We start from the raw sequence: 21,183 nt of genomic DNA, 5'->3' as shown, positions 1-21,183 counted from the left end.
CGCCATGGCCCCAAGCTCGCTAGCACCTACGACCGTGATCAAGCCCACCCCGGCAGCAGTCGGTGCACGCGTAACCCGGCGGGGCGATCGACTGTTCAAATTAGCCGCTGCCGCAGCCGGTTCGACGGTCGTGGCCGCGATCCTGCTGATTGCGATATTCCTGTTGCTTCGTGCTGTGCCGTCGTTGCGCGCGAACCATGCGAATTTCTTCACCAGCGCCAAATTCGACACCGCCGGCGATAAGGGCCTCGCGTTCGGTATCCGCGACCTGTTCATGGTGACGGCGCTGAGTTCGATGTGTGCCCTGGTGTTGGCCGTGCCGGTGGCGATCGGAATCGCGATATTCCTCACCCAATATGTGCCGGCACGGCTGTCGCGTCCGTTCAGCGCGATGGTTGATCTGCTGGCTGCGGTGCCATCGATCATCTTCGGGTTGTGGGGGATATTCGTGTTGGCGCCGAAGCTCCAGCCGATTGCGGCGTTTCTCAACCGCAACCTGGGATGGCTGTTTCTGTTCAAACAGGGCAACGTGTCGTTGGCTGGCGGGGGCACCATCTTCACCGCCGGCATCGTTCTCGCGGTGATGATCCTGCCGATCGTCAGCTCGGTGTCGCGCGAAGTGTTTCGCCACACTCCGCTCCTTCAGATCGAGGCGGCTCAGGCGCTGGGCGCGACCAAGTGGGAGGTGGTACAGATGACTGTGCTGCCATTCGGCCGTAGCGGCATTGCCGCGGCGGCAATGCTCGGTTTGGGCCGCGCTTTGGGAGAAACCGTGGCGGTGCTGATCATCTTGCGCTCAGCCGCCCGCCCAGGCAATTGGTCGCTGTTCGATGGTGGGTACACGTTCGCTTCCAAGATCGCCTCCGCGGCATCAGAATTCAGCCAACCGCTGCCGACTGGGGCCTACATCTCCGCAGGATTTGCACTGTTCATCCTGACGTTCGTCGTCAACGCAGCCGCTCGTGCAATCTCTGGCGGAAAGGTGAACGGATAAGCTGCGATGAACCTTGACGCCCTCGACCAGCCGGTCAAAGCGGTAGTGTTACACCCCATTAGCATGCGACGGCGGATCAAAAACAACGTTGCGACAATGCTTTTCCTCGCCTCGTTTCTCATCGCGCTGGTGCCGCTAGTCTGGCTGCTGTCGGTCGTGGTCGCGCGAGGCTGCTACGCCGTCACCCGGTTCGACTGGTGGACCCACTCGCTGCGAGGCGTGCTGCCAGAAGAGTTTGCCGGTGGGGTGTACCACGCGCTGTATGGGTCGTTGGCGCAGGCCGGGGTGGCGGCCATCATGGCCGTGCCGCTGGGATTGATGACCGCGGTGTATCTGGTGGAATACGGTTCTGGCCGGTTCGCGCGGGTGACCACGTTCATGGTTGACGTGCTTGCCGGGGTGCCTTCGATCGTAGCGGCGTTGTTTATCTTCAGCCTGTGGATCGCCACCTTGGGATTCCAGCAGTCTGCCTTTGCGGTGTCGTTGGCGTTGGTTTTGCTGATGTTGCCGGTGGTGGTGCGGTCTACCGAGGAAATATTGAGGTTGGTGCCTGACGAGCTGCGAGAAGCCGGCTACGCGTTGGGTATTCCCAAGTGGAAGACAATTGTGCGCATTGTCTTTCCAATCGCGACGCCGGGCATCATCTCTGGTGTCTTATTGTCCATTGCACGCGTCATCGGCGAAACCGCGCCGGTGCTCGTCCTGGTTGGGTACAGCCGCTCCATCAACCTCGACATCTTTGACGGCAACATGGCCTCGCTGCCGCTGCTGATCTACACAGAGCTCACCAACCCTGAACATGCGGGTTTTCGGCGGGTTTGGGGCGCAGCGCTGACCCTGATCATGGTGGTGGCCGGGATCAATCTCTTCGGCGCGGGGTTTCGCTTCCTGGCTACCCGACGGCGCAGCGTGCGCCGGTGACATTCGTGGGCGGGGGCCGCTACCCGGCGCGTTAGGGCCGTCAGTTTGACGACTCGGTCATTGCCGCGGTCGGCGACGTAGACGGTCCCATTCTTGTCCACCGTCACCGCCAAGGGGATGTTGAGGCCGGTGAACGACAGCATCGTCGTGGTGTTGGATCCGGCCGGCAACTTCACCACCCTGGTTGTTATCGTGCTTGGTGAGGTACACGTTGCCGCCACTGTCTTAGCAGCGTGAATCTGCAGTTGGAGACCAAGACCAGGGCGTTGGCCGGGTGGAAGGGTTATGCCGACGCTGGGGTTATGCTGACCGGCGGCGTGTGTTGCCTGGTGGGGGGCCGTGCGGGACCGGATTCATCGGCATAATCACAGATGCGTGGTCTGAGAGCAATGCTGGCTTTCCTGTAATTCAGAAGGAAGGAGATAGCGGTGTGAACAGCAGCGTTGCTTGCGGAGGGCGTCAGGCGTCGAATGGAGTTGGCCATCAACGGCTTCGAGCGCTTCCTGGCGGCTGACACCCGCAACTCCTCGGGACACACCTCACGGTCGTGTTCGCCGCACTGGCGGTATCCAATTAGATTGGTCGGCAAACCGATTGGAGAATAAAGAAATTCGTTCGTGGCAGTGGTTCAACTCGGGTAGCATGCGGGTCGGTCAGCAACTTGGCAGCATTAACCTCCGGTCGTAGACGTTGAAATCTGGAAACGCTTTACGGAATTATGGATGATCCTGGCATTTTATGTTAATCATCGACATCGATGACTCCCTTTTCGGCCAACATCCGTAACTTGTTTTCGTTGATGATCTGCCGCGCGGGCGGCGGAAACGGTTTCATCGGCGAATCCACTTCTCGTGCATACTGCATCATCGCGTCGGCGTTGTTGTACCAGTACGACTGGTACTGGGTCTCCAGGCTCTGAATCTTAATGGTGTATACCCCCAGCATGTTGTCGTTGGCCAGCTGCGTTACCAAAGCGCGATTCTCACTGATGCGCTGCGGAGATACCATATTTCTCTTGGCACAGTTATAGGCTATCGCGAAAAGTTCGGCTTTTTTGTACAGATATTCGGCATGCTCTGCAACCGAATATAGCCAATCGCGATACTCGTTGGCCGCCCTGGCCATGCGCGTTGCCGCCTGACCATTCCACGCCTTATCCAGCGCCATTAGCGCGCCACCCATCTCGTAGCCCGCGTGAAACAGCCCCCTCGCAAATTCATTCCACGCATACGAGGCTTCGTACATCGACTCAGTACCCCTCCGGCCACCTAACAGCTTGGCGGCGTTGACTTCTGGCGGGTTCGCTCCGAAATTCCTTAACATTCTTTATGTCCAATACTGGTAACGACTGCTGCTACATCAGTGCGCAGAATTTTATGGATTTTGCGTTGGTGGTCTCGGCGTTCGAATACTGCTGCTCGGCCTGCGACAGCGCGGTCAAAAACAGCTCAAGAATCACCGAGCCCCCGCCCAAGGCCATGTGACAGTCCGCCGCCGCATCGCGGAGCCGCTGCGCTGCGTATATCGACACCTCGTCGGTGCTCGGGGGCTCAACCTTGGCCCTCGAATCGCGTGTCCTAGCTTCGCTAGTATTTATCTCATCAGCGACACCGCGCAGCGTACCAACCGCGGTGTTCAGCACCTCGGGGGATGTGGCTAAAAAAGACATACCGACTCCATTTTTCCTTCAAGAAACCGCGAGCAATCGCTCAGAGGATGGCGGCGAAATACCGCTCACGTACCCGACCCACGCCGCCAGCGTTGGCGGTGCCGAACAACTAAGCGTATTCTACGCGTGTAGAATACTATGGGGCGCGCCTCGACGCTAGTTGGCATGACAACTACCCGCGCTTGCGGGCGCCGCCATCAGTCAGGTATGGCGAATCAACACCGTCACCACTCGACATCGACGAGTCTCACAAGACGTACCCGGCATGCTTAAGGCCGGCGTCGCCATCGGCACCGCCGCGGCTAGCGGATTCTGAATTGCACACAGCTGATTCTGGGTTGTGCTCGGTAGGCGCCGGGCGCGGCGAACCACAATTGCACGCGGCAGGTTGGACTGCAGCATCCAAAATTATTCGGGCGCTGATCTTGACGCCGCTTTCGAGTCGGTCCTTTTGGCGGCAGTCTTCTTCGCGGTTGTCTTCGTCGGGGATTTCCGGTCGCCAGAGCGTGCCTTCACGCTGGCCTCCAGTTTGGCGAGCAGGTCGGAAACATCCTCGGTCTGGTCAAGCTCAGCCGGCTGCTCCTCAACGGTAAATGCTTCCCCACCTTCGAGTTTCGCGTCGATCAGCTCCTGCATCTGTTCCTGGTAGGTATCGCGATAGCGGTCCGGGTTGAACTCGTCGGCCATCGATTCCACTACCTGCCCTGCCATCTTGAGCTCTGCGGGTTTGATGTCGACCTTCTTGTCGAGCACGGGGAAGTCGGGGTCGCGGATTTCGTCTGGCCACAACAAGGTGTGCACCACCATCACCTCGCGCTTGCCGAAGTCCTTGACGCGCAGCGCCGCCAGTCGGGTTTTGTTACGCAGCGTGAAATGCACGATCGCCATCCGGTCGGTTTCGGCAAGCGTCTTCGCTAGCAACACATACGATTTCGACGACTTCGAATCCGGCTCCAAAAAGTAGCTGCGGTCGAACATCATGGGGTCGACGTCGCTGGCCGGGACGAACTCCAGTACCTCGATTTCGCGGCTGCGCTCCTCGGGCAGCGTGGCGATGTCGTCGTCGGTGATCACCACCATTTGTCCGTCGTCGGATTCGTAGGCCCGGGCGAGATCACCGTATTCGACGACTTCGCCACATACCTCGCACATTCGCTTGTATCGGATCCGCCCGTTGTCTTTGGCGTGCACCTGGTGGAACTTGATGTCGTGGTCCTGAGTTGCGCTGTACACCTTGACTGGGACGTTCACCAGCCCGAACGCAATTGAACCCTTCCAGATGGAGCGCATGCAGTCAGTATGCCCACACTCGCTGTCGCATAACAGCACACCAGGCCGCAAAGTTGGGATAGTGCATTGCCGGCAGGCAATCCGGTCATCCCTACTCTCGTCACAGTTGGGGAAAACGTACTGGGGGATACGGTGATTGGGCATCAATAGCCGCTCGGCCGGGTAGGTCGGCGCCGGTGCGGGCGATAGTCAGTGCCGACGACAGGGCCGCTGCGTCCAGCACGGCTGACAGCGCGTCGAGCCGAATTCGCCGCAGATTGGCTCGCCGGTCGGCGCCTAATAGGCCATGTCCCCATAACGCGTCGAGCAGTCCGACCATGAATGCGTCACCGGCGCCGACGGTGTCCACGACCTGGACCTTCCTGGCGGCCACCCGGGCCTCGCCGGTCGCGCACAACGCCAGCGCGCCCTGCTCGCCCATGGTCACCGCAACGATCGCCGGTCCAGATGCCAACCAGGTTCGGGCGGTCCACTCCGGTGCGCGGTTAGGATCGATCCAGCGTAGGTCCTCGTCGCTGACCTTGACGATGTCGCTGCGCTGGACGAGATGTTCGATGCGCTCGCGGGCCAGATCCCGGTCTACGATCAGCGACGGACGCACATTGGGGTCGAAGCTGACCGTGGCCGACACCCGGTAGGCATCGAGCAGGGCCGCGACCGCCCAGCAGCCCGGCTCGCGCACGGCGGCGATAGATCCGGTGTGCACGAACAGCGGCGGCGCGACCGGAGGCGTCCCGGACAGCTCCCATTCCAGGTCGAACGTGTAGGTGGCCGACCCGTCATCGGAAATCGTGGCCACCGCGGTCGGCGTCCTGGTGGCGCCGGCACTGCTCGGAACAAGTTGCGCGCCCGATGCCGTGACGTATTCAATGATGCGCTGGCCAGGTTCGTCGTCGCCGATGTGGGTCAGGAAATCGACGTCGCGGCCAAGCCTGGCCAGCCCGACGGCGACATTGAGCGGGCTGCCGCCGACATGCTCGGTGGCGCCTTGGCGCTCGACGATGTCGATCAGCGCCTCACCGATTACCAGGCCGCGCGTCACGGACGTCCTGAGCCGGGGTGGTGAACCACGGTGTCGACGGTACAGCTACCCGACGGTGCCATTGCGCGACAACGTACGTTGACTTCATGGGCTCGACGGCGCAGCCGGTGACGCTGACCAACGCCGACAAGGTGCTGTACCCGGCGACCGGGACCACAAAGCACGACGTCTTCGATTACTACACGCAGATCGCCGAGGCGATGGTGCCGCATCTCGCCGGACGTCCGGCGACCCGTAAGCGCTGGCCCAACGGGGTCGACCAACCCTCGTTCTTCGAAAAGCAGCTGGCGTCATCGGCGCCGGACTGGCTGCCGCGCGCCAGCGTGACCCACCGGTCGGGAACCACGACCTATCCGATTATCGACAGCCCCACCGCGCTGGCCTGGATCGCGCAGCAGGCCGCGCTGGAGGTACATGTGCCGCAGTGGCGGTTCGTCGGAGATCCCGGCAGGTTACAACCTGGCCCGGCGACCCGATTGGTGTTCGACCTGGACCCCGGTGACGGCGTGACAATGGCTCAGCTGGCCGAAGTGGCCCGCGCGGTCCGGGACCTGATCGCCGATATCGGGCTGACCACCTTCCCGCTCACCAGCGGCAGCAAGGGGCTGCACCTCTATACGCCGCTTGACCAGCCGGTGAGCAGCCGAGGCGCCACGGTGTTGGCCAAACACATTGCGCAGCAACTGGAAAAGGCCATGCCTACCCTGGTGACGTCGATCATGACGCGAAAGTTGCGGGCGGGGAAGGTGTTTGTGGACTGGAGCCAAAACAGCGGCTCGAAGACCACCATTGCGCCGTACTCGCTGCGCGGCCGAGAGCACCCGACCGTCGCGGCGCCACGCAGCTGGGAGGAACTCGACGATCCCGCGCTATGCCAGCTGCGCTACGACGAGGTACTTGGCCGGGTCGCTCATGACGGTGACCTGCTGGCGCGGCTGGACGCCCCGGACGCCCGAGTGCCCAGCCCGGATCGGCTGACCAAGTACCGCAGCATGCGCGACGCATCGAAGACTCCCGAACCGATATCTTCAACGAAACCGGCGAAACCGGCGACTGGCCAAGGCAATACGTTCGTCATCCAGGAGCACCACGCCCGCCGATTGCACTACGACTTCCGGCTGGAACGAGACGGGGTACTGGTGTCGTGGGCGGTGCCGAAAAACCTGCCAGACACCCCGTCGGTGAACCATCTGGCGGTACACACCGAGGATCATCCGCTGGACTACGCCACATTCGAGGGTGAGATCCCGAAAGGTGAATATGGCGCTGGCAAGGTGATCGTCTGGGACTCGGGAACCTACGACACCGAGAAGTTCCGCGACTCCGCTGAAAAAGGGGAGGTCATCGTCACCTTGCATGGCAGCCGGATCACCGGGCGCTATGCGCTGATTCAAACCGACGGCGACCAGTGGCTGGCGCACCGGATGAAGGACCAAAAGGTCTTCGCGTTCGACGAGATCGCCCCCATGCTCGCGACGCACGGTTCGGTGGCGACCCTGAAGGCAGGCCAGTGGGCGTTCGAAGGCAAGTGGGACGGCTACCGACTCCTGATCGAGGCTGACCACGGTACGGTACGGTTGCGGTCCCGCAGTGGACGTGACGTTACCGCAGAATATTCACAATTGCGTTCACTGGCAGCCGATCTCACCGAACACCACGTGGTGCTCGACGGTGAACTCGTCGCTCTCAACAAATCCGGTGTGCCCAGCTTCAACGAGATGCAGAACCGTAACCACGCCACCCGCATCGAGTTTTGGGCGTTCGATTTGCTCTATCTAGACGGCCGCTCGCTGCTTCGGGCGCGCTACCTTGACCGGCGCAAACTGTTGGAAACCTTGGCCACTGCAAGCAGTCTCATTGTTCCCGAGCTGCTGCCCGGCGACGGCGCCGAGGCTCTCGAGTACTCACGCAAGCACGGCTGGGAGGGTGTGGTCGCCAAGCGGCGCGACTCCAGTTATCAGCCGGGCCGGCGCTCTGCGTCGTGGGTCAAAGACAAACACTGGAAAACCCAGGAGGTCGTCATCGGTGGCTGGCGCGCTGGGGAAGGCGGACGTAGCAGTGGCATCGGTGCGCTGCTGATGGGCATCCCCGCTGCTGGCGGGCTGCATTTCGCCGGGCGGGTCGGTACCGGCTTCACTGGGCGCGACCTGACCAACCTCAAGAAGATGCTGGCGCCACTGCGCAGCGACCGCTCTCCGTTTGATGACTCGCTTCCCGCACGCGACGCCAGAGGCGTGACGTTTGTCACGCCGGTTTTGGTCGGCGAGGTGCGCTATAGCGGATGGACCGCGGATAACCGGCTGCGCCAAACGAGCTGGCGTGGGCTGCGCCCAGACAAGCAACCAAGTGAGGTGGTGCGGGAATGAAATGGGTGACATTTCAACTTTTGGACGCTGGCGCTGCTGGCGAACGCACCGGGGTGCTCTCCGGTGACGTGATCTGCGCGATGCCGCCGGGCGTGACACTGCTTGATCTGGTCGGGGGTGGCATTGACGGGCTGCGGGCAGCTGGCGAGGATGTGCAGCGTTCGCCAGCGGCGGTAGTGCAACTCGCCGACGTGCGGTTGATGGCGCCGATCCTGCGCCCGCCGTCGATCCGCGACTCGTTGTGCTTTTTGGACCATATGCGCAATTGCCAGGCCGCGCTGGGCGCCGGACGGGAGCTTAGCGACACCTGGTACCGCATCCCAGCTTTCTACTTTGCTTGTCCAGCAACTGTTTTGGGACCATACGACGACGCGCCGACGGCTCCCGGAAGTGCTTGGCAAGACTTTGAATTGGAAATCGCCGCGATCATCGGATCCAGCGGCTCAGACCTCAGGGACCTGACTGTCGAGGAAGCCGAACAGGCCATCGTTGGCTACACCATCTTCAACGACTGGTCCGCACGCGACCTGCAACAGATGGAGAGTCAACTGGGGATTGGGCAGGGCAAAGGCAAAGACAGTGCCGTCACACTGGGCCCCTACCTGGTTACCCCTGATGAGCTCGAGCCGTACCGCCGCGACGGCAAGCTCGACCTACGGGTGAGCGCCCGGGTCAACGACACCGTGATCGGATCGGGTTCGACCGCCCAGATGGACTGGACCTTCGGCGAAGTTATCTCCTACGTCTCCCGTGGGGTGACGCTGCGCCCGGGCGACGTTATCGGCTCCGGTACGGTACCCACCTGCACGCTCGTCGAGCACCTGAGCCGCACGGCGCTGGAATCGTTCCCGGGCTGGCTGCACGACGGCGACGTCGTCACCCTGCAGGTGCAAGGGCTGGGCGAGACCCGGCAGACCGTCCGCGCGAGCCGCCCGCCACATCCGTTGGCGGCTCGGCCCAATCCCGATGCCACGGCCGCTCCTGGTCGGGTCAACCGGGCGCCCGCACGGGTGCCCTACACCCGTGGGCTGCACGAGGTCGCCAACCGAGTGTGGGCGTGGACGCTGCCGGACGGCGGCTACGGCTGGAGTAATGCGGGGCTGATAGCCGGCGACGGCGCGTCACTGCTGGTCGATACCTTGTTTGACCTGGCGTTGACCCGCGAGATGCTCACCGCGATGAAGCCCATCACCTTGTCCGCGCCCATCACTGACGCGTTGATCACCCACTCCAACGGTGATCACACGCACGGCAATCAATTGCTGGACCGATCGGTGCGAATCATTGCCGCCAAGGGCACTGCCGACGAGATCGCACACGGCAGGGCGCCCGAGATGCTGGCCATGATGCAGACCGGCAACCTCGGCCCGGTTGCAACGCCATACACGCGAGACCGCTTCGGGCGCTTCGACTTCAGCGGAATCAAGGTGCGCAACGCAGACCAGACGTTCGACCATGACCTCACCGTCGAAGTCGGCGGCCGGCAGGTCAATCTGCTGAACCTGGGTCCAGCCCATACCGCCGCGGACTCCGTGGTGCACGTGCCCGACGCTGGTGTGTTGTTCGCCGGGGATCTGCTGTTCATCGGATGTACCCCGATTGTGTGGGCCGGGCCGATCGCCAACTGGGTCACCGCGTGCGACACGATGATCGCGCTCGACGCGCCGACGGTGGTACCCGGCCACGGTCCAGTCACCGATCCAGATGGGATACGTGCGCTCCGTGGCTATCTCGTTCACGTCGCCGAACAAGCCGAAGCCGCCTATCACAAGGGTCTGTCGTGGGCTGAGGCCGCTGAGACCATCGATCTAGGCGAGTACGCGACCTGGCTGGACGCCGAACGGGTGGTCGTCAATGTCTATCAGCGTTACCGCGAACTTGACCCTGACACCCCGCAGCTCCAAGTGCTGGCACTGCTGGTGATGCAGGCCGAGTGGTTGGCCAAACGCTGCTCTTGACGCGAAAGTTCAGCTGCCAAGCGGTTAAACTCGGTACGTGCAGCGCAACCCTTGAATATGGCTCTATCCGTCTCAAACAATGACGGCGTGGCTCGCCACGAATAAGTACGCGCAAACCGTGCTCGGCGGTGTTCGGCTAGCCCCGCCCAATCACGCGGAGGTGCGCCCCAACTCGTACACCGGTGATGCGTCCATCGAGTACCTAAGTCATAATCGACCGATGGGAACGAACCCGCCATCGCTTGTTGAGGCGCAGATGCTGCTGCTGCGGTTGATCGACCCGGGCACCCGGGCGGATCCGTTTCCGGTGTATCACGCGTTACTTGACCACGGGCCGATGCAGCTACCGGGTATGCCGTTGACAGTGTTCTCGTCGTTTTCTGACTGCGACGAAGCACTACGCCACCCGTTGGCGGCCAGCGACCGGCTCAAGGCGACATTAGCGCAACAGGCCATTGCTGCTGGTGCAGAACCGCGACCGTTCTATGCCTCGTCGTTTATGTTTCTTGATCCGCCGGACCATACCCGGTTGCGCAAGCTTGTCAGCAAGGCGTTCGCACCGAAGGTCGTTCAGGCGCTGGAAGGCGATATTACTGCGCTGGTCGATTCCCTGCTGGATAAGGGGGCCGCGGCCGGCCAGCTTGACGTCATTGCCGACCTAGCCTTTCCATTAGCGGTGGCTGTGATTTGTCGGCTGCTGGGGGTGCCGTACGAAGACGCGCCGGAGTTCGGTCGCGTCTCAGCGCTATTGGTGCAGTCCGTCGACCCGTTCATTACCATTACCGGTGAACCGCCGGAGGCCACTGAGGAGCGGCTGCGTGCCGGTGTGTGGCTGCGGGATTACCTAGAGCAGCTAGTTAAGCGCCGACGCGGCACGCCCGGTGATGATCTGATCTCCAGGCTGATCGAGGTGGACGAGTCGGGTGATCAGTTGACCGAGGAGGAGATCGTCGCAACGTGCAGTTTGTTGCTCGTTGCTGGTCATGAGACCACGGTGAATCTGATTGCCAATGCGGTCCTGGCGATGTTGCGCAACCCGTCGCAGTGGAAGGCGCTAGGTGACAACCCGCAGCGGGCACCGCTGGTCGTTGAGGAGACGCTGCGCTACGACCCAGCAATCCACCTAATCGGCCGGGTCGCTGCTGAGGATATGACGATCGGTCAGACTGCTTTAACCAAGGGCGACACAATGGTATTGCTGCTTGCTGCCGCCAACCGCGATCCAGCGGTCTACTCACGCCCCGATGAATTTGACCCGGACCGTCCCAGCTCGCGACATTTGGCATTTGCCGTCGGCTCACATTTTTGCCTGGGAGCGGCGCTGGCCCGGTTGGAAGCGACCGTCACGTTATCTGCAATCAGTGCGCGTTTCCCACAGGCACAGCTGGCCGGTGAACTGGTCTACAAGCCAAACGTGGCAATGCGCGGAATGTCGGCACTGCCCGTGCAGGTCTGATCTAGTCCTCAACGGGATTGAGAACCACACCAACAGCCCGGCCGGAGCCGTCAAAGCTGCGCCAGGAAAGCGGGCCCTGAAGCGGGATCACCTGTGGCGCTTAGACTTTCGAGATCACTTTCGCTGCGTAGCTTTCCAGATGGCGAATCTTTGTCTCTAGCGGCTCGGTATCGGGTCCCTTGGTGTAGGGCCATCGGAAGCCCACGATCGCGTCGGTGACGCCTTTGTCCTCGAGGCGCCTGATGCCGTCGACGGTGTAGGCATCCATCGAAATCACGTGAATCTCGAACGGTCCGGTCTTGCCCTGTTCCTCGCGAAACTTCTTGACCCGGGTGATGAGCCGGTCGAGCTCTTCAGGGGCGGTGCCTCCGCCGTGCATCCAGCCGTCAAGGCGCGCCGCGCGCCGCAGCGCGGCATCGGCGTGCCCGCCGACCAAGATCGGGATCGGCTGGGTCGGCGCCGGGCTCATCTTGGTCTTGGGAATGTCGTAGAACTCGCCGTGGAACTCAAAGTAGTCACCGCCGGTAAGGCCGCGGACGATCTCAATGCATTCGTCAATCCGCTTGCCGCGCATAGCGAATGGGGTGCCCATTAGCTCATAGTCTTCTGGCCATGGGCTGGTGCCGACGCCGAGACCCACCCGGTTGCCGATCAGCGCGGCCAATGAACCCACCTGTTTGGCCACCAGGGCGGGCGGCCGAACAGGCAACTTGAGGACGAAGAAGTTGAATCTTAGCGTTGATGTCACCGCGCCCAATGCCGCTGTCAAGACAAAGGGTTCGATGATTTCCTTGCCGTCCAGGAATTCGCGGCTGCCGTCAGGCGTATACGGGTACTTGGAGTCGGACTCGGCCGGGTAGGCGAGGCTGTCGGCGATGGTCATGCTGCTATAGCCGGCCGCCTCGGCGGCTCTGGCCAGGGGGATGTAAAACGTCGGGTCGGTCAGTGACTCCGCAAAGGTGAACCGCACGTGATCTACCTTCCTCGCAGGGGCCGTCACACGAGATTAGAACGTGTTCTAATCTGACCCGCGTTCGGGTCCCGCGCAACAGGTCGCACGGGTGAAACTGGCTAGAGCTGGCTTTCCGGGCCAATCACCGCCCAGACGGTCTTGCCCGATGACGTGGGAGTGCTGCCCCAGGCCCGTGATAATGCGGCGACGATCGCCAGACCAGATACATCAATGCCAGTCAGGGGTGACGCCAACCGCCGAGCGGGTGCGGCGCTGCCGTCAGACACCGCGATAGTGGCTGTCGCGCCGTCACTTTCGATCTGCATCAGCGGGTCGCTTCCGGTATGTTCCAGCACATTTTCCACGAACACGTTGACAACCACCAACGCGACCGGGATGAGCGCGGTTTGTGACCAGGCAGTCAGCCACTCGCGGACGAGCCGGCGTGACTCGCGAAGACTGGTCAGATTCGCGGGCAGCTGGGCATCGATGCGCCGGAGGGTGCGACGCGCGAGCCGATTTATGCCCGTCATCGCACTTTTCTCGGTCGGGTACACCGGCATGAAGCGGCCGACCCCGCTGCGCGCGATCGCTTCGCGGGCCGCACGGTGACCGCAGACAAGCACGATTGGAACGTCCGGCTGGGTGCCGACTTCCCAGCGCACGCTGATGAAGGCCGACCACGCCGATTCCGCTGCCGCTTGAAGTCCGGTGACGTCGACGATGATGGCCGAAGGCTGGTCGATGGTGGCCTTCATGATGCAGTTGCGCAGCGCCGTCGAGTTGCTGGTGTTCAACACGCCCTCGAGGGTCAAGACGGTCATTGAATGCTCCGTGCGTGCGGCAATGGCCAACGAGCCCGGCGACTTGGCCACTGCGCTCACCGCAGCCGCCCGTCAGCCCGCGACCCACTGCGGCGCCGGTGCGGGCGTCTCATTGGTGGCTGTAGTGCCCCCGGTGCTAACTTGGCCGACAAGCAATTGGGCGTCGTGATCCGGGCTTGCCGCTCCATGCTGTCGTCCTTCCGTCGGTTGCTCCTCGAACTCCCGTCTGGCCAACTTCCTTGAGGCTGCCGCTGCTCGCGTAAACACGTCCGGCTGCTAATGCGACATGAGTGGTATAGCCGGTCTTGCAATACAGTTGGCACGGACCCATGGCGGTGCCGCAGGGGGACACGAGTCGGGTGAGTGCCCGATCCCGCCCGTCCGAAGCATCCGCCACGCCGTCATCGCCTGTCTCGTCGTCTGCCGCAGCACAAGTACCCACGAGGGTTACCCATTTCACGCATGTGGCCAACCTTTAGTGTGGGCTGAATTTCAGCGTATCCGGATTGCCCCGATAGCCAATAGCTAGCAAATCCGGAACAGCGCAACAAGCGCCGAACCGCCTCGATTATGCGTTCGGGACTGGTTCAGGGGCAGTGGAATGCGTACGGTGGAGCGCCCACTCCGGCGATCGAGTGCGTGCCCCAGGGCGTTTGTTCGACGATGCGAGCGGGCGCACTGCGATCTCCCACCGTCACCGTCGCGTGTGCCGCCTGCTTGAGCGCAGCATCGGGCAAAGGGTCGAACACCGTCCCCTGCCAGTGGTATTGGCCGTCGATCGGGTTGAGGTGGCCGGTAAGTCGCACGCGCACCGGATGGCGGGTGCCGGCAATCGTTAGCGTCGCCGCGCCATCATAGATCTCATCGTGGTCACTTGCGTTGCAGGACAAGTCGAACGCTGTAAACGTCGGGGCAACCCGATAAAGTTGGGCGGGTCTCAGGTAAACCCGCTCGTTGAACACCTGTTGGCTGCTGCGCCGGACCTCGATGCGGGTGCTGGCAGTGCGCTGCAGCAGCCCGACGCATTCGGCAACGTAGCGTGCTTGCGCGCCGATGTCGGGTCCGGTGATGAAGAAGTAGTTGGGAAACCCGTGAACGGCAACCCCGAGGTAGGGTTCCATGCCGTCCACCCAGGCCTGCCGGATAGTCAGTCCGCCGGCACCGACCAGCGTCTCATCGAGGATCCGGTCGCGGATCGCGAAGCCGGTACCGTAGATGATGGCGTCAGCGCGGTGATTCACTCCATCGCTGGTGCGGACGCCGAGCGCGGTCACGGTTTGGATCGATGACCTCACCAACGCTGCCGCGGGCCCAGGTGCCCGGGGTCGGGTGTGGCGGCGCAGCCAGCGTTTGGCACGAGGTGTCCGCAAGGGTACTTCTGAGACAATTCGACGCGGGGCGTGTGCGAAGACCGTGACTGAGGCTGCTGATTCGCTCAACTGGCCGATGTAGTGGCCGGTGGTGGCGTCGGTGCCGACCACCGCGATGTGCTTACCGGCCGGATTGAAATTGACGTCCCACTGTGCCGAGTGGAACGACTCGCCACGAAAAGTATTGCGCCCGTCTAACTTTGGTATCCACGGTACGTATGTGGACCGGCCGGTCGTAATGACGACGCCGCCCTGGAAAAACTCGCCGGCAGCTGTTCGCAACGTCCAGCAATGGGAGTAGTCGTCGAATACCGAACTGATCACTTCGTGGCCGGCCGCTTCGTCGAGGATCGCAAAGTCGGTGACGCCGGTGGCCAGCAGCTCGGCTCGAACGCGGTGCCCCCCGGCTCCCGCAGCGATGACGACGACACGGTGGCGGGCCTGAGCTGGGCTGGGTGTCTGGGTCACAGAAACTTGCAGCGCTTCCAGCCGCGGCGTGAGATCGGGCCCATCAGGCCTGTCTCGGTCAAAAACGCGGCCAGCGGGGCGAAGCCGGCCACCTGGACTTCGTGACGGTGTGGGCTGTTGCGCGCGGTCATTCGTGCCCGGTGTGGATCTAGACCTGTCCGCGCGTATGGAACGGGATTGCTGAACAGGAAACGGAAGAAATAGCCACCGAGCCCGTTGATGTTGGCCATAAACCATTTGTTGAACCGAGGCATTGTCTGCACCCGCTTGCGTGCGCCGTCGCGAGCGAACTGTATGTGGCGAGCCTCTTCGGTGACGTGAATCCGCATCAGCCGCTGGATAATTGGCTGCAATTCCGGGTCGTCCATCATCTGCCGTTGCAGTGAGTCGAAGATTTCTTCGCCGATCAGGGCGGCCACCCACAGCATCGAACCCCGCTGGAACGCCAGCGGCAGGGCGTTGATGATCATCCGGTGCACGAGCCGTGGGCGTACCGGCTTGGCGCCGATGCGCTCGATCACTTTGCCGAACATCACCATGTGCCGGGTCTCGTCGCCCAGCTCGGTCAGCTTGTAATGCGTTGACCGGCTCGTGGGATCCTCGTGCAGGAGGGTGCGTAACAACGATTGATTGAGCATGTTCTCGAACCAGATTCCGGCTGACAACGTGTTGACCAGTTCCTGGCGGGATAGCTCGATTTGTTGCTCGTGGGTCATCTCGTCCCACATCGGGGTGCCGTACAGGGACACCAGCCGTGGCGGCAGATAGAACTTGTCCGGGTCGAGCGGGGCGTCCCAATCGATGTCGACGACGGGCTCGTAAGACTTTTTTACCGAGCCCTTGAGTAAACGCTCGGAGAACTCTTCACGACTCGGCCCGCTCGGTTTTACCGCAGTGGTCATCGCTGAATTTCCCTTCGGTGCGTGAGACGGTAGGGAGATCGCAATCGATAGTCGATACCTATGGTATCGGGTACCTGGGGTCTCGACTAGATGGTTGGAGCGTTCAATTACGTTGACCCAAAACGGGCCGTGCCGGTGCGTCAGGAGGCATTAGTGAGGCACATCCACATTATCGGCATTGGCGCCGGGGATCCCGACTATCTGACCGTCCAGGCGATCGAAGCGCTCAACGACACGCAAGTGTTCTTCGCGATGGACAAAGGCGAGTCGAAGAACGACCTGGTTGCGCTGCGGCGGGAAATCTGCACGCGGTTCATCCGCGCGCCTGGCTATCGATTCGTCGAACTGCCTGACCCGAAGCGGTTGACCGATGCCGATTACCGGGAGGCGGTCTCTGACTGGCACGCGGCGCGAGCGCGGATCTGGGCTTCGGCGATCTCCGCCGAACTGGGGCTCGACGAAGTAGGCGCCTTTTTGGCTTGGGGTGACCCGTCGCTGTACGACAGCACGCTGCGCATCCTTGACGACGTTGCGGCCGATGTTGGTATCACCTATGACGTCATTCCGGGTATCAGCGCGATGCAGGCGCTCACCGCTCGGCATCGCATCCCGCTCAACGAGGTCGGTGAACCGGTTGTCATCACCACCGGTAGGCAGCTGCGCACGCGCGGGCTGTGTGGCTCTGCCGTGGTGATGCTGGACGCCGATTGCTCGTTTCAGGTGTTCCCCGCGGACACGCGGATTTGGTGGGGCGCCTACCTGGGCACCGACGACGAGCTGCTGATAGCGGGCACGATTGGCGAGGTCGGGCCGCGCATCGCCGCGCTGCGGGCCGCCGCCCGGGCTCGGCGCGGCTGGATCATGGATATCTATTTGCTCAGGGCCGCAGCGGCGGGGCCGGCGTAGCGGCGTTAGACAGCGTGCCGCCGCGGTCGGCAGACTGAATGCGTGCCTGAGCTTCCCGAGATCGAAGCGTTGGTCGACCATTTGCGGCGCCACGCGGTCGGTTTGCCGGTCGGCCGCGTCGATGTCGCCGCGCTGTCCGTGCTGAAAACCTTCGATCCGCCGATCGACGCGTTACGCGGCCAGACCGTGGTCGGGGCCGACCGGTGGGGCAAGTACCTAGGGCTGCGGGCCGACGCGGTGCTGCTGATCGCTCATCTGTCGCGCGCAGGCTGGTTGCGGTGGTCCGAGAAGCTAGCTGCGGCACCGTTGCGCCCTGGCAAAGGGCCGATCGCGCTGCGCATCCATCTGGGGATCCCCGGTAGTGCGCCCGGCTTCGACCTCACTGAGGCTGGGACCCAGAAGCGGCTAGCCGTCTGGTTGGTTGACGACCCGAAACAGGTCCCCGGGATTGCTGCCCTCGGGCCGGACGCGCTGGGTATCAATGTCGAGGGGTTGGCGGGGCGACTGGCCGGCAACACCGGTCGGATCAAGACCGTCATCACCGACCAGAAGGTGATCGCCGGTATCGGCAATGCCTACAGCGACGAGATTCTGCATGTTGCCAAGATCTCGCCGTTCGCCACGGCCGGGAAGTTATCGGACGAACAGCTCACCACCCTGCACGACGCGATGGTGTCGGTGCTGTCCGACGCGGTCAGCCGGTCCGTCGGTCAGAGGGCTGCCATGCTCAAAGGGGAGAAGCGGTCCGGGCTACGGGTGCATGCGCGTACCGGGTTGCCGTGCCCGGTGTGCGGGGATACCGTGCGCGAAGTGTCGTTCGCGGACAAGTCTTTTCAGTACTGTCCAACGTGTCAGACCGGCGGCAAGGTGCTGGCCGACCGGCGCATGTCGCGGCTGCTTAAGTAGTAGATATGCTGCCCGGGTGACTCGCCAGAAGATCCTCATTACGGGTGCCAGTTCCGGCCTGGGCGCCGGAATGGCGCGTTCGTTCGCTGCCAAGGGTCGTGACCTGGCGCTGTGTGCCCGTCGTGCCGACCGGTTGGGCGAGATGAAAGACGAACTGTTACAACAGTATCCAGCAATCAAGGTCGCCGTCGCCGCGCTGGACGTCAACCACCATGAGCAGGTGCCGAAGGTATTCTCCGAACTCAGCGATGAGCTTGACGGGATTGACCGTATCGTTGTCAACGCCGGCATCGGCAAGGGCGCCCGGCTCGGCTCCGGCAAGCTGTGGGCCAATAAGGCGACTATCGAGACCAACTTGGTGGCCGCCCTCGTGCAGATCGAAACCGCGCTGGAGATGTTCACGAAAAGCGGCTCGGGGCATCTGGTGCTCATCTCCTCGGTGCTCGGCGCCAAAGGGGTACCGGGCGTTAAAGCCGCCTACGCCGCAAGCAAAGCCGGAATGCGCTCACTGGGCGAATCGTTGCGCGCCGAATACCCAAGTGGCCCGATCAAGATCTCAGTGGTGGAGCCGGGTTACATCGAAACGGAGATGACGGCCAAATCAGCGAGCACAATGTTCATGGTGGACAACGCAACTGGTGTTAAGGCGCTGGTCGACGCGATAGAACGCGAGCCCGGTCGGGCCGTGGTGCCATGGTGGCCGTGGGCGCCGCTGGTACAGCTGATGCGGGTGCTGCCGCCGCCGCTGATGAAGTGGTTCACTTAGGTCGCGAGCGCGCGTGTCTGTGCAACGACACGCCGCACTGGGTGGCATTTTGCGCACGCGCAAGCCGCGTCAGCCCACGCGCCCTCGTCCGGTTCGGTAGCGACGGACCAGCGTATCGGTGGAGCTGTCCGTCTGTCGCGCGGGCGAGGCGTCGCCGGTGATCACCGGAAGCAGCGCCTTGGCTTGTGTTTTGCCCAGCTCCACGCCCCACTGGTCGAACGAGTCGATGCCCCAGATCACGCCCTCGGTGAACACCTGATGCTCGTAGAGCGCGATCAGCTGGCCCAGCACCGACGGGGTGAGCCGGTTGGCAAGGATCGAGGTGGTCGGACGGTTTCCAGGCATCACCTTGTGCGGCACTACTTCTGCGGGTGTGCCTTCGGCCGTGATTTCTTCCGCGGTCTTACCGAACGCCAGCACTTGGGTCTGGGCGAAGAAATTGCTCATCAACAGGTCGTGCATGCTGCCAGTGCCTTCGGCAGTTGGCAAATCGTCGACGGGTTGGCTGAATCCGATGAAATCGGCCGGCACCAACCGGGTGCCCTGATGCAGCAACTGGTAGAAGGCGTGCTGGCCATTGGTTCCCGGTTCGCCCCAATAGATTTCACCGGTGTTGGTGGTGACCGGCGTGCCGTCAATGCGCGTCGACTTGCCGTTGGATTCCATGGTTAGCTGTTGCAGATAGGCTGCGAAACGCGCCAAGTCGTTGGAATACGGCAGCACGGCCCGCGATTGCGCACCCAAGAAGTCGGAATACCACAGTCCGATCAGGCCGAGCAGCACAGGTGCATTGGATTCCAATGGCGCGCTCTTGAAATGTTGGTCAACGATGTGGAAGCCGGACAGGAAATCAGCGAAGGACTCTCGCCCGACGACCGCCATCAGCGACAGCCCGATCGCCGAATCGACCGAATAGCGGCCGCCAACCCAGTCCCAGAACCCGAACATGTTGGCCGTGTTGATGCCGAAGTCGTCGACCAGGCGCTTGTTGGTAGAGACGGCGACGAAATGCTTGGAAACGGCGGCGTCGCCAAGCGCGTCGGTCAGCCAGCGCCGCGCGGCGGTGGCGTTGGTCAATGTTTCCAGCGTCGAGAACGTCTTCGATGCGACGATGAAAAGCGTTGTGTCAGGCTCTAAGTCTGCCAATTTCGCGGTCAGGTCGGCGGGATCGACGTTGGACACGAAACGCGCCGAGATCCCCGCGTCGGCATAGTGGCGCAGTGCTTGGTACACCATCACCGGACCCAGGTCTGAACCACCGATGCCGATGTTGACGACGGTGTTGATGCGTTTCCCGGTGGCGCCGGTCCATTCGCCGCTGCGCAGCCGGTCGGTGAAGTCACCCATGGCATCCAGCACCGCGTGTACGTCCTGGACAACGTTTTGGCCGTCGACGATCAGTTCGGTGTCTCGGGGTAGCCGCAGCGCGGTGTGTAGTACCGCCCTATTCTCCGAGGTGTTGACGTGGACGCCGGCGAGCATCTGGTCGCGGCGTTGTTCGAGGTTGGCCGCTCGGGCCAGATCGACCAGCAGTCGCACCGTCTCGCGGGTGATGCGATGTTTGCTGTAGTCGATGTAAAGGTCGCCGACCGTGACCGTGAGCTCGCGGCCGCGATCGGGATCGTCGGCGAAGAACTGGCGTAGATGGGTTTCCCCGATCTCATCGTGATGCCTGCGCAGGGCGTCCCACGCCGGGGTGGCGGTGATGTCGGGGATTGCTGGCACGGAGGTCATGGTTTGACCCTAGTGCGCTCTGACGCGACGGCGCAGGACCGCTGGCCGACGCGTTTGCTTCGTTAGTGGCCGAGCCGGCCTCTGCCTAATCGCAACAACAGCATTGCCAGATCCTTACCATCGGGACCAAGCTCGCTATAGCGTTCGATGACCTTCATCTCGCGGCTATGTACCAGGCGGGTGCCGCCAGACGCCATCCTTACTTTGCCGATCGCCTGGGACACTTCAGCACGCCGCTTAACCGCAGCGAGGATCTGAGCGTCTAATCGGTCGATCTCTTCGCGCAAATGCTCGATGTTGGTCAGTTGCGGCGCTTCGACCACTTCGGTGTTCATCTCAGTTAACTCCGCGTTCTCGTGATGTGGGGGTTCTGGTCTCATCCGGTATCAGGCCTCACAAAGAGATAAGCCCCGAAGCCGGAAGCGGACCACGGGGCTCTGCGAAAGCAGCTAACCCACGGGCACCGCGAGCCGGTACCCGTAGAAAAATCGGCGGTGCAACTCGTGGGTCGAGAGCTGCACGAGGCGCTGCTTGTTAAGCACTAAATGAGTGTGCCACTCACGGCCGTGTTGGTGCAAAGCACGGCTCAAAATTTTGGCGCTAGGAAACCGCCATGACGTAAGTAGGGTGCGGCTCGTGGTCGTCACGGGGTGGTGGTC

General features: G+C 62.4%; 18 protein-coding genes and 2 pseudogenes. 9 read left to right on the top strand and 11 right to left on the bottom strand.

Going from position 1 to position 21,183, the window contains the following annotated elements; genetic code table 11:
• The first annotated feature begins 4 nt into the window (after positions 1 to 4).
• Positions 5 to 994 carry a phosphate ABC transporter permease subunit PstC gene (gene pstC / locus B586_RS16095; protein WP_054879426.1) on the top strand — a complete coding sequence of 330 codons (990 nt, stop codon included), beginning with the start codon at positions 5 to 7 and terminating at the stop codon, positions 992 to 994.
• Between the two features lie 6 nt (positions 995 to 1,000).
• A complete protein-coding gene (gene pstA, locus B586_RS16090) occupies positions 1,001 to 1,915 on the top strand; it encodes a phosphate ABC transporter permease PstA (RefSeq protein WP_054879427.1) in 915 nt (304 codons plus the stop codon).
• A gap of 35 nt (positions 1,916 to 1,950) precedes the next feature.
• Here the strand turns inward: pstA and B586_RS22615 are convergent.
• From B586_RS22615 to B586_RS16070, 5 genes and pseudogenes are all read right to left on the bottom strand, one after another.
• Positions 1,951 to 2,140: pseudogene (locus B586_RS22615) on the bottom strand (hypothetical protein); the annotation flags it as partial.
• A gap of 516 nt (positions 2,141 to 2,656) precedes the next feature.
• On the bottom strand, positions 2,657 to 3,238 hold the full coding sequence (locus tag B586_RS16085; RefSeq protein WP_082607662.1) for a PPE family protein: 582 nt from the start codon (positions 3,236 to 3,238) through the stop codon (positions 2,657 to 2,659).
• A 31-nt stretch (positions 3,239 to 3,269) separates the two neighbouring features.
• On the bottom strand, positions 3,270 to 3,584 hold the full coding sequence (locus B586_RS16080) for a PE domain-containing protein (protein ID WP_054879429.1): 315 nt from the start codon (positions 3,582 to 3,584) through the stop codon (positions 3,270 to 3,272).
• A gap of 408 nt (positions 3,585 to 3,992) precedes the next feature.
• Positions 3,993 to 4,874 (bottom strand): non-homologous end joining protein Ku, encoded by an 882-nt coding sequence (gene ku / locus B586_RS16075; protein WP_054879430.1) that lies wholly within the window; start codon positions 4,872 to 4,874, stop codon positions 3,993 to 3,995.
• A gap of 100 nt (positions 4,875 to 4,974) precedes the next feature.
• A complete protein-coding gene (locus B586_RS16070; protein WP_054879431.1) occupies positions 4,975 to 5,916 on the bottom strand; it encodes a carbohydrate kinase family protein in 942 nt (313 codons plus the stop codon).
• A gap of 86 nt (positions 5,917 to 6,002) precedes the next feature.
• Between B586_RS16070 and B586_RS16065 the strand changes: the two genes are divergently transcribed.
• The 3 genes from B586_RS16065 (at position 6,003) to B586_RS16055 (ending at position 11,696) form a co-directional block, all read left to right on the top strand.
• Positions 6,003 to 8,282, top strand: a complete 2,280-nt coding sequence (locus B586_RS16065; RefSeq protein ID WP_054879432.1) for an ATP-dependent DNA ligase — start codon at positions 6,003 to 6,005, stop codon at positions 8,280 to 8,282.
• The gene (locus B586_RS16060; RefSeq protein WP_054879433.1) at positions 8,279 to 10,240 is read left to right on the top strand and encodes a fumarylacetoacetate hydrolase family protein; all 1,962 of its coding nucleotides are present in this window, start codon (positions 8,279 to 8,281) and stop codon (positions 10,238 to 10,240) included. Before B586_RS16065 ends, B586_RS16060 begins: the two co-directional genes overlap by 4 nt.
• Before the next feature lie 220 nt (positions 10,241 to 10,460).
• Positions 10,461 to 11,696, top strand: a complete 1,236-nt coding sequence (locus B586_RS16055; RefSeq protein ID WP_047314397.1) for a cytochrome P450 — start codon at positions 10,461 to 10,463, stop codon at positions 11,694 to 11,696.
• A gap of 100 nt (positions 11,697 to 11,796) precedes the next feature.
• Here B586_RS16055 and B586_RS16050 read toward each other — a convergent pair whose 3' ends face one another.
• The 4 genes from B586_RS16050 to B586_RS16035 all read right to left on the bottom strand — a co-directional run bounded on the left by B586_RS16050 (position 11,797) and on the right by B586_RS16035 (position 16,212).
• Positions 11,797 to 12,666: a TIGR03619 family F420-dependent LLM class oxidoreductase gene (locus B586_RS16050; protein ID WP_047314299.1), complete on the bottom strand. Its 870-nt coding sequence runs from the start codon at positions 12,664 to 12,666 to the stop codon at positions 11,797 to 11,799.
• 101 nt (positions 12,667 to 12,767) lie between these two features.
• A complete protein-coding gene (locus B586_RS16045) occupies positions 12,768 to 13,532 on the bottom strand; it encodes an STAS domain-containing protein (protein ID WP_054879434.1) in 765 nt (254 codons plus the stop codon).
• Positions 13,533 to 14,059: 527 nt separating this feature from the next.
• Positions 14,060 to 15,049, bottom strand: a complete 990-nt coding sequence (locus B586_RS16040; protein WP_236971423.1) for a DUF4873 domain-containing protein — start codon at positions 15,047 to 15,049, stop codon at positions 14,060 to 14,062.
• 257 nt (positions 15,050 to 15,306) lie between these two features.
• Positions 15,307 to 16,212 carry an AurF N-oxygenase family protein gene (locus B586_RS16035; protein WP_047314302.1) on the bottom strand — a complete coding sequence of 302 codons (906 nt, stop codon included), beginning with the start codon at positions 16,210 to 16,212 and terminating at the stop codon, positions 15,307 to 15,309.
• Between the two features lie 90 nt (positions 16,213 to 16,302).
• Here B586_RS16035 and cobF point away from each other — a divergent pair, with 90 nt between their 5' ends.
• From cobF to B586_RS16020, 4 genes and pseudogenes are all read left to right on the top strand, one after another.
• Positions 16,303 to 17,118, top strand: coding sequence for a precorrin-6A synthase (deacetylating) (cobF, locus tag B586_RS16030; protein WP_054879436.1), 816 nt, complete (start codon positions 16,303 to 16,305; stop codon positions 17,116 to 17,118).
• A 42-nt stretch (positions 17,119 to 17,160) separates the two neighbouring features.
• Positions 17,161 to 17,403 (top strand): annotated as a pseudogene (locus B586_RS22220) (DNA-formamidopyrimidine glycosylase family protein); the annotation flags it as partial.
• Positions 17,404 to 17,535: 132 nt separating this feature from the next.
• Entirely contained in the window at positions 17,536 to 18,024 is a 489-nt protein-coding gene (locus B586_RS22215; RefSeq protein WP_276011644.1) for a zinc finger domain-containing protein, read from the top strand.
• Between the two features lie 16 nt (positions 18,025 to 18,040).
• Complete coding sequence (locus B586_RS16020; protein WP_047314305.1) at positions 18,041 to 18,790, top strand: SDR family oxidoreductase; 750 nt, start codon at positions 18,041 to 18,043, stop codon at positions 18,788 to 18,790.
• Between the two features lie 69 nt (positions 18,791 to 18,859).
• On the opposite strand, the gene pgi is transcribed toward B586_RS16020, so the two are convergent.
• Positions 18,860 to 20,524: a glucose-6-phosphate isomerase gene (gene pgi / locus B586_RS16015; protein ID WP_054879437.1), complete on the bottom strand. Its 1,665-nt coding sequence runs from the start codon at positions 20,522 to 20,524 to the stop codon at positions 18,860 to 18,862.
• Between the two features lie 62 nt (positions 20,525 to 20,586).
• Entirely contained in the window at positions 20,587 to 20,904 is a 318-nt protein-coding gene (locus tag B586_RS16010) for a chorismate mutase (RefSeq protein WP_082129356.1), read from the bottom strand.
• Positions 20,905 to 21,183 lie beyond the last annotated feature (279 nt).

This window comes from Mycobacterium haemophilum DSM 44634, from assembly GCF_000340435.2.
Taxonomy (GTDB): Bacteria; Actinomycetota; Actinomycetes; order Mycobacteriales; family Mycobacteriaceae; genus Mycobacterium; species Mycobacterium haemophilum.
Note: the sequence above shows the minus strand (reverse complement) of the source record. Positions and strands in the feature narration are given on the sequence as shown.

Coding starts and splice junctions, on each gene's coding strand:
- B586_RS16080 (WP_054879429.1), bottom strand. CDS start 3,584: ATGTCTTTTTTAGCCACATCCCCCGAGGTGCTGAACACCGCGGTTGGT.
- B586_RS16035 (WP_047314302.1), bottom strand. CDS start 16,212: ATGACCACTGCGGTAAAACCGAGCGGGCCGAGTCGTGAAGAGTTCTCC.
- cobF (WP_054879436.1), top strand. CDS start 16,303: ATGGTTGGAGCGTTCAATTACGTTGACCCAAAACGGGCCGTGCCGGTG.
- pstC (WP_054879426.1), top strand. CDS start 5: ATGGCCCCAAGCTCGCTAGCACCTACGACCGTGATCAAGCCCACCCCG.
- pstA (WP_054879427.1), top strand. CDS start 1,001: ATGAACCTTGACGCCCTCGACCAGCCGGTCAAAGCGGTAGTGTTACAC.
- B586_RS16065 (WP_054879432.1), top strand. CDS start 6,003: ATGGGCTCGACGGCGCAGCCGGTGACGCTGACCAACGCCGACAAGGTG.
- B586_RS16060 (WP_054879433.1), top strand. CDS start 8,279: ATGAAATGGGTGACATTTCAACTTTTGGACGCTGGCGCTGCTGGCGAA.
- ku (WP_054879430.1), bottom strand. CDS start 4,874: ATGCGCTCCATCTGGAAGGGTTCAATTGCGTTCGGGCTGGTGAACGTC.
- B586_RS16085 (WP_082607662.1), bottom strand. CDS start 3,238: ATGTTAAGGAATTTCGGAGCGAACCCGCCAGAAGTCAACGCCGCCAAG.
- B586_RS16055 (WP_047314397.1), top strand. CDS start 10,461: ATGGGAACGAACCCGCCATCGCTTGTTGAGGCGCAGATGCTGCTGCTG.
- B586_RS16010 (WP_082129356.1), bottom strand. CDS start 20,904: ATGAGACCAGAACCCCCACATCACGAGAACGCGGAGTTAACTGAGATG.
- pgi (WP_054879437.1), bottom strand. CDS start 20,524: ATGACCTCCGTGCCAGCAATCCCCGACATCACCGCCACCCCGGCGTGG.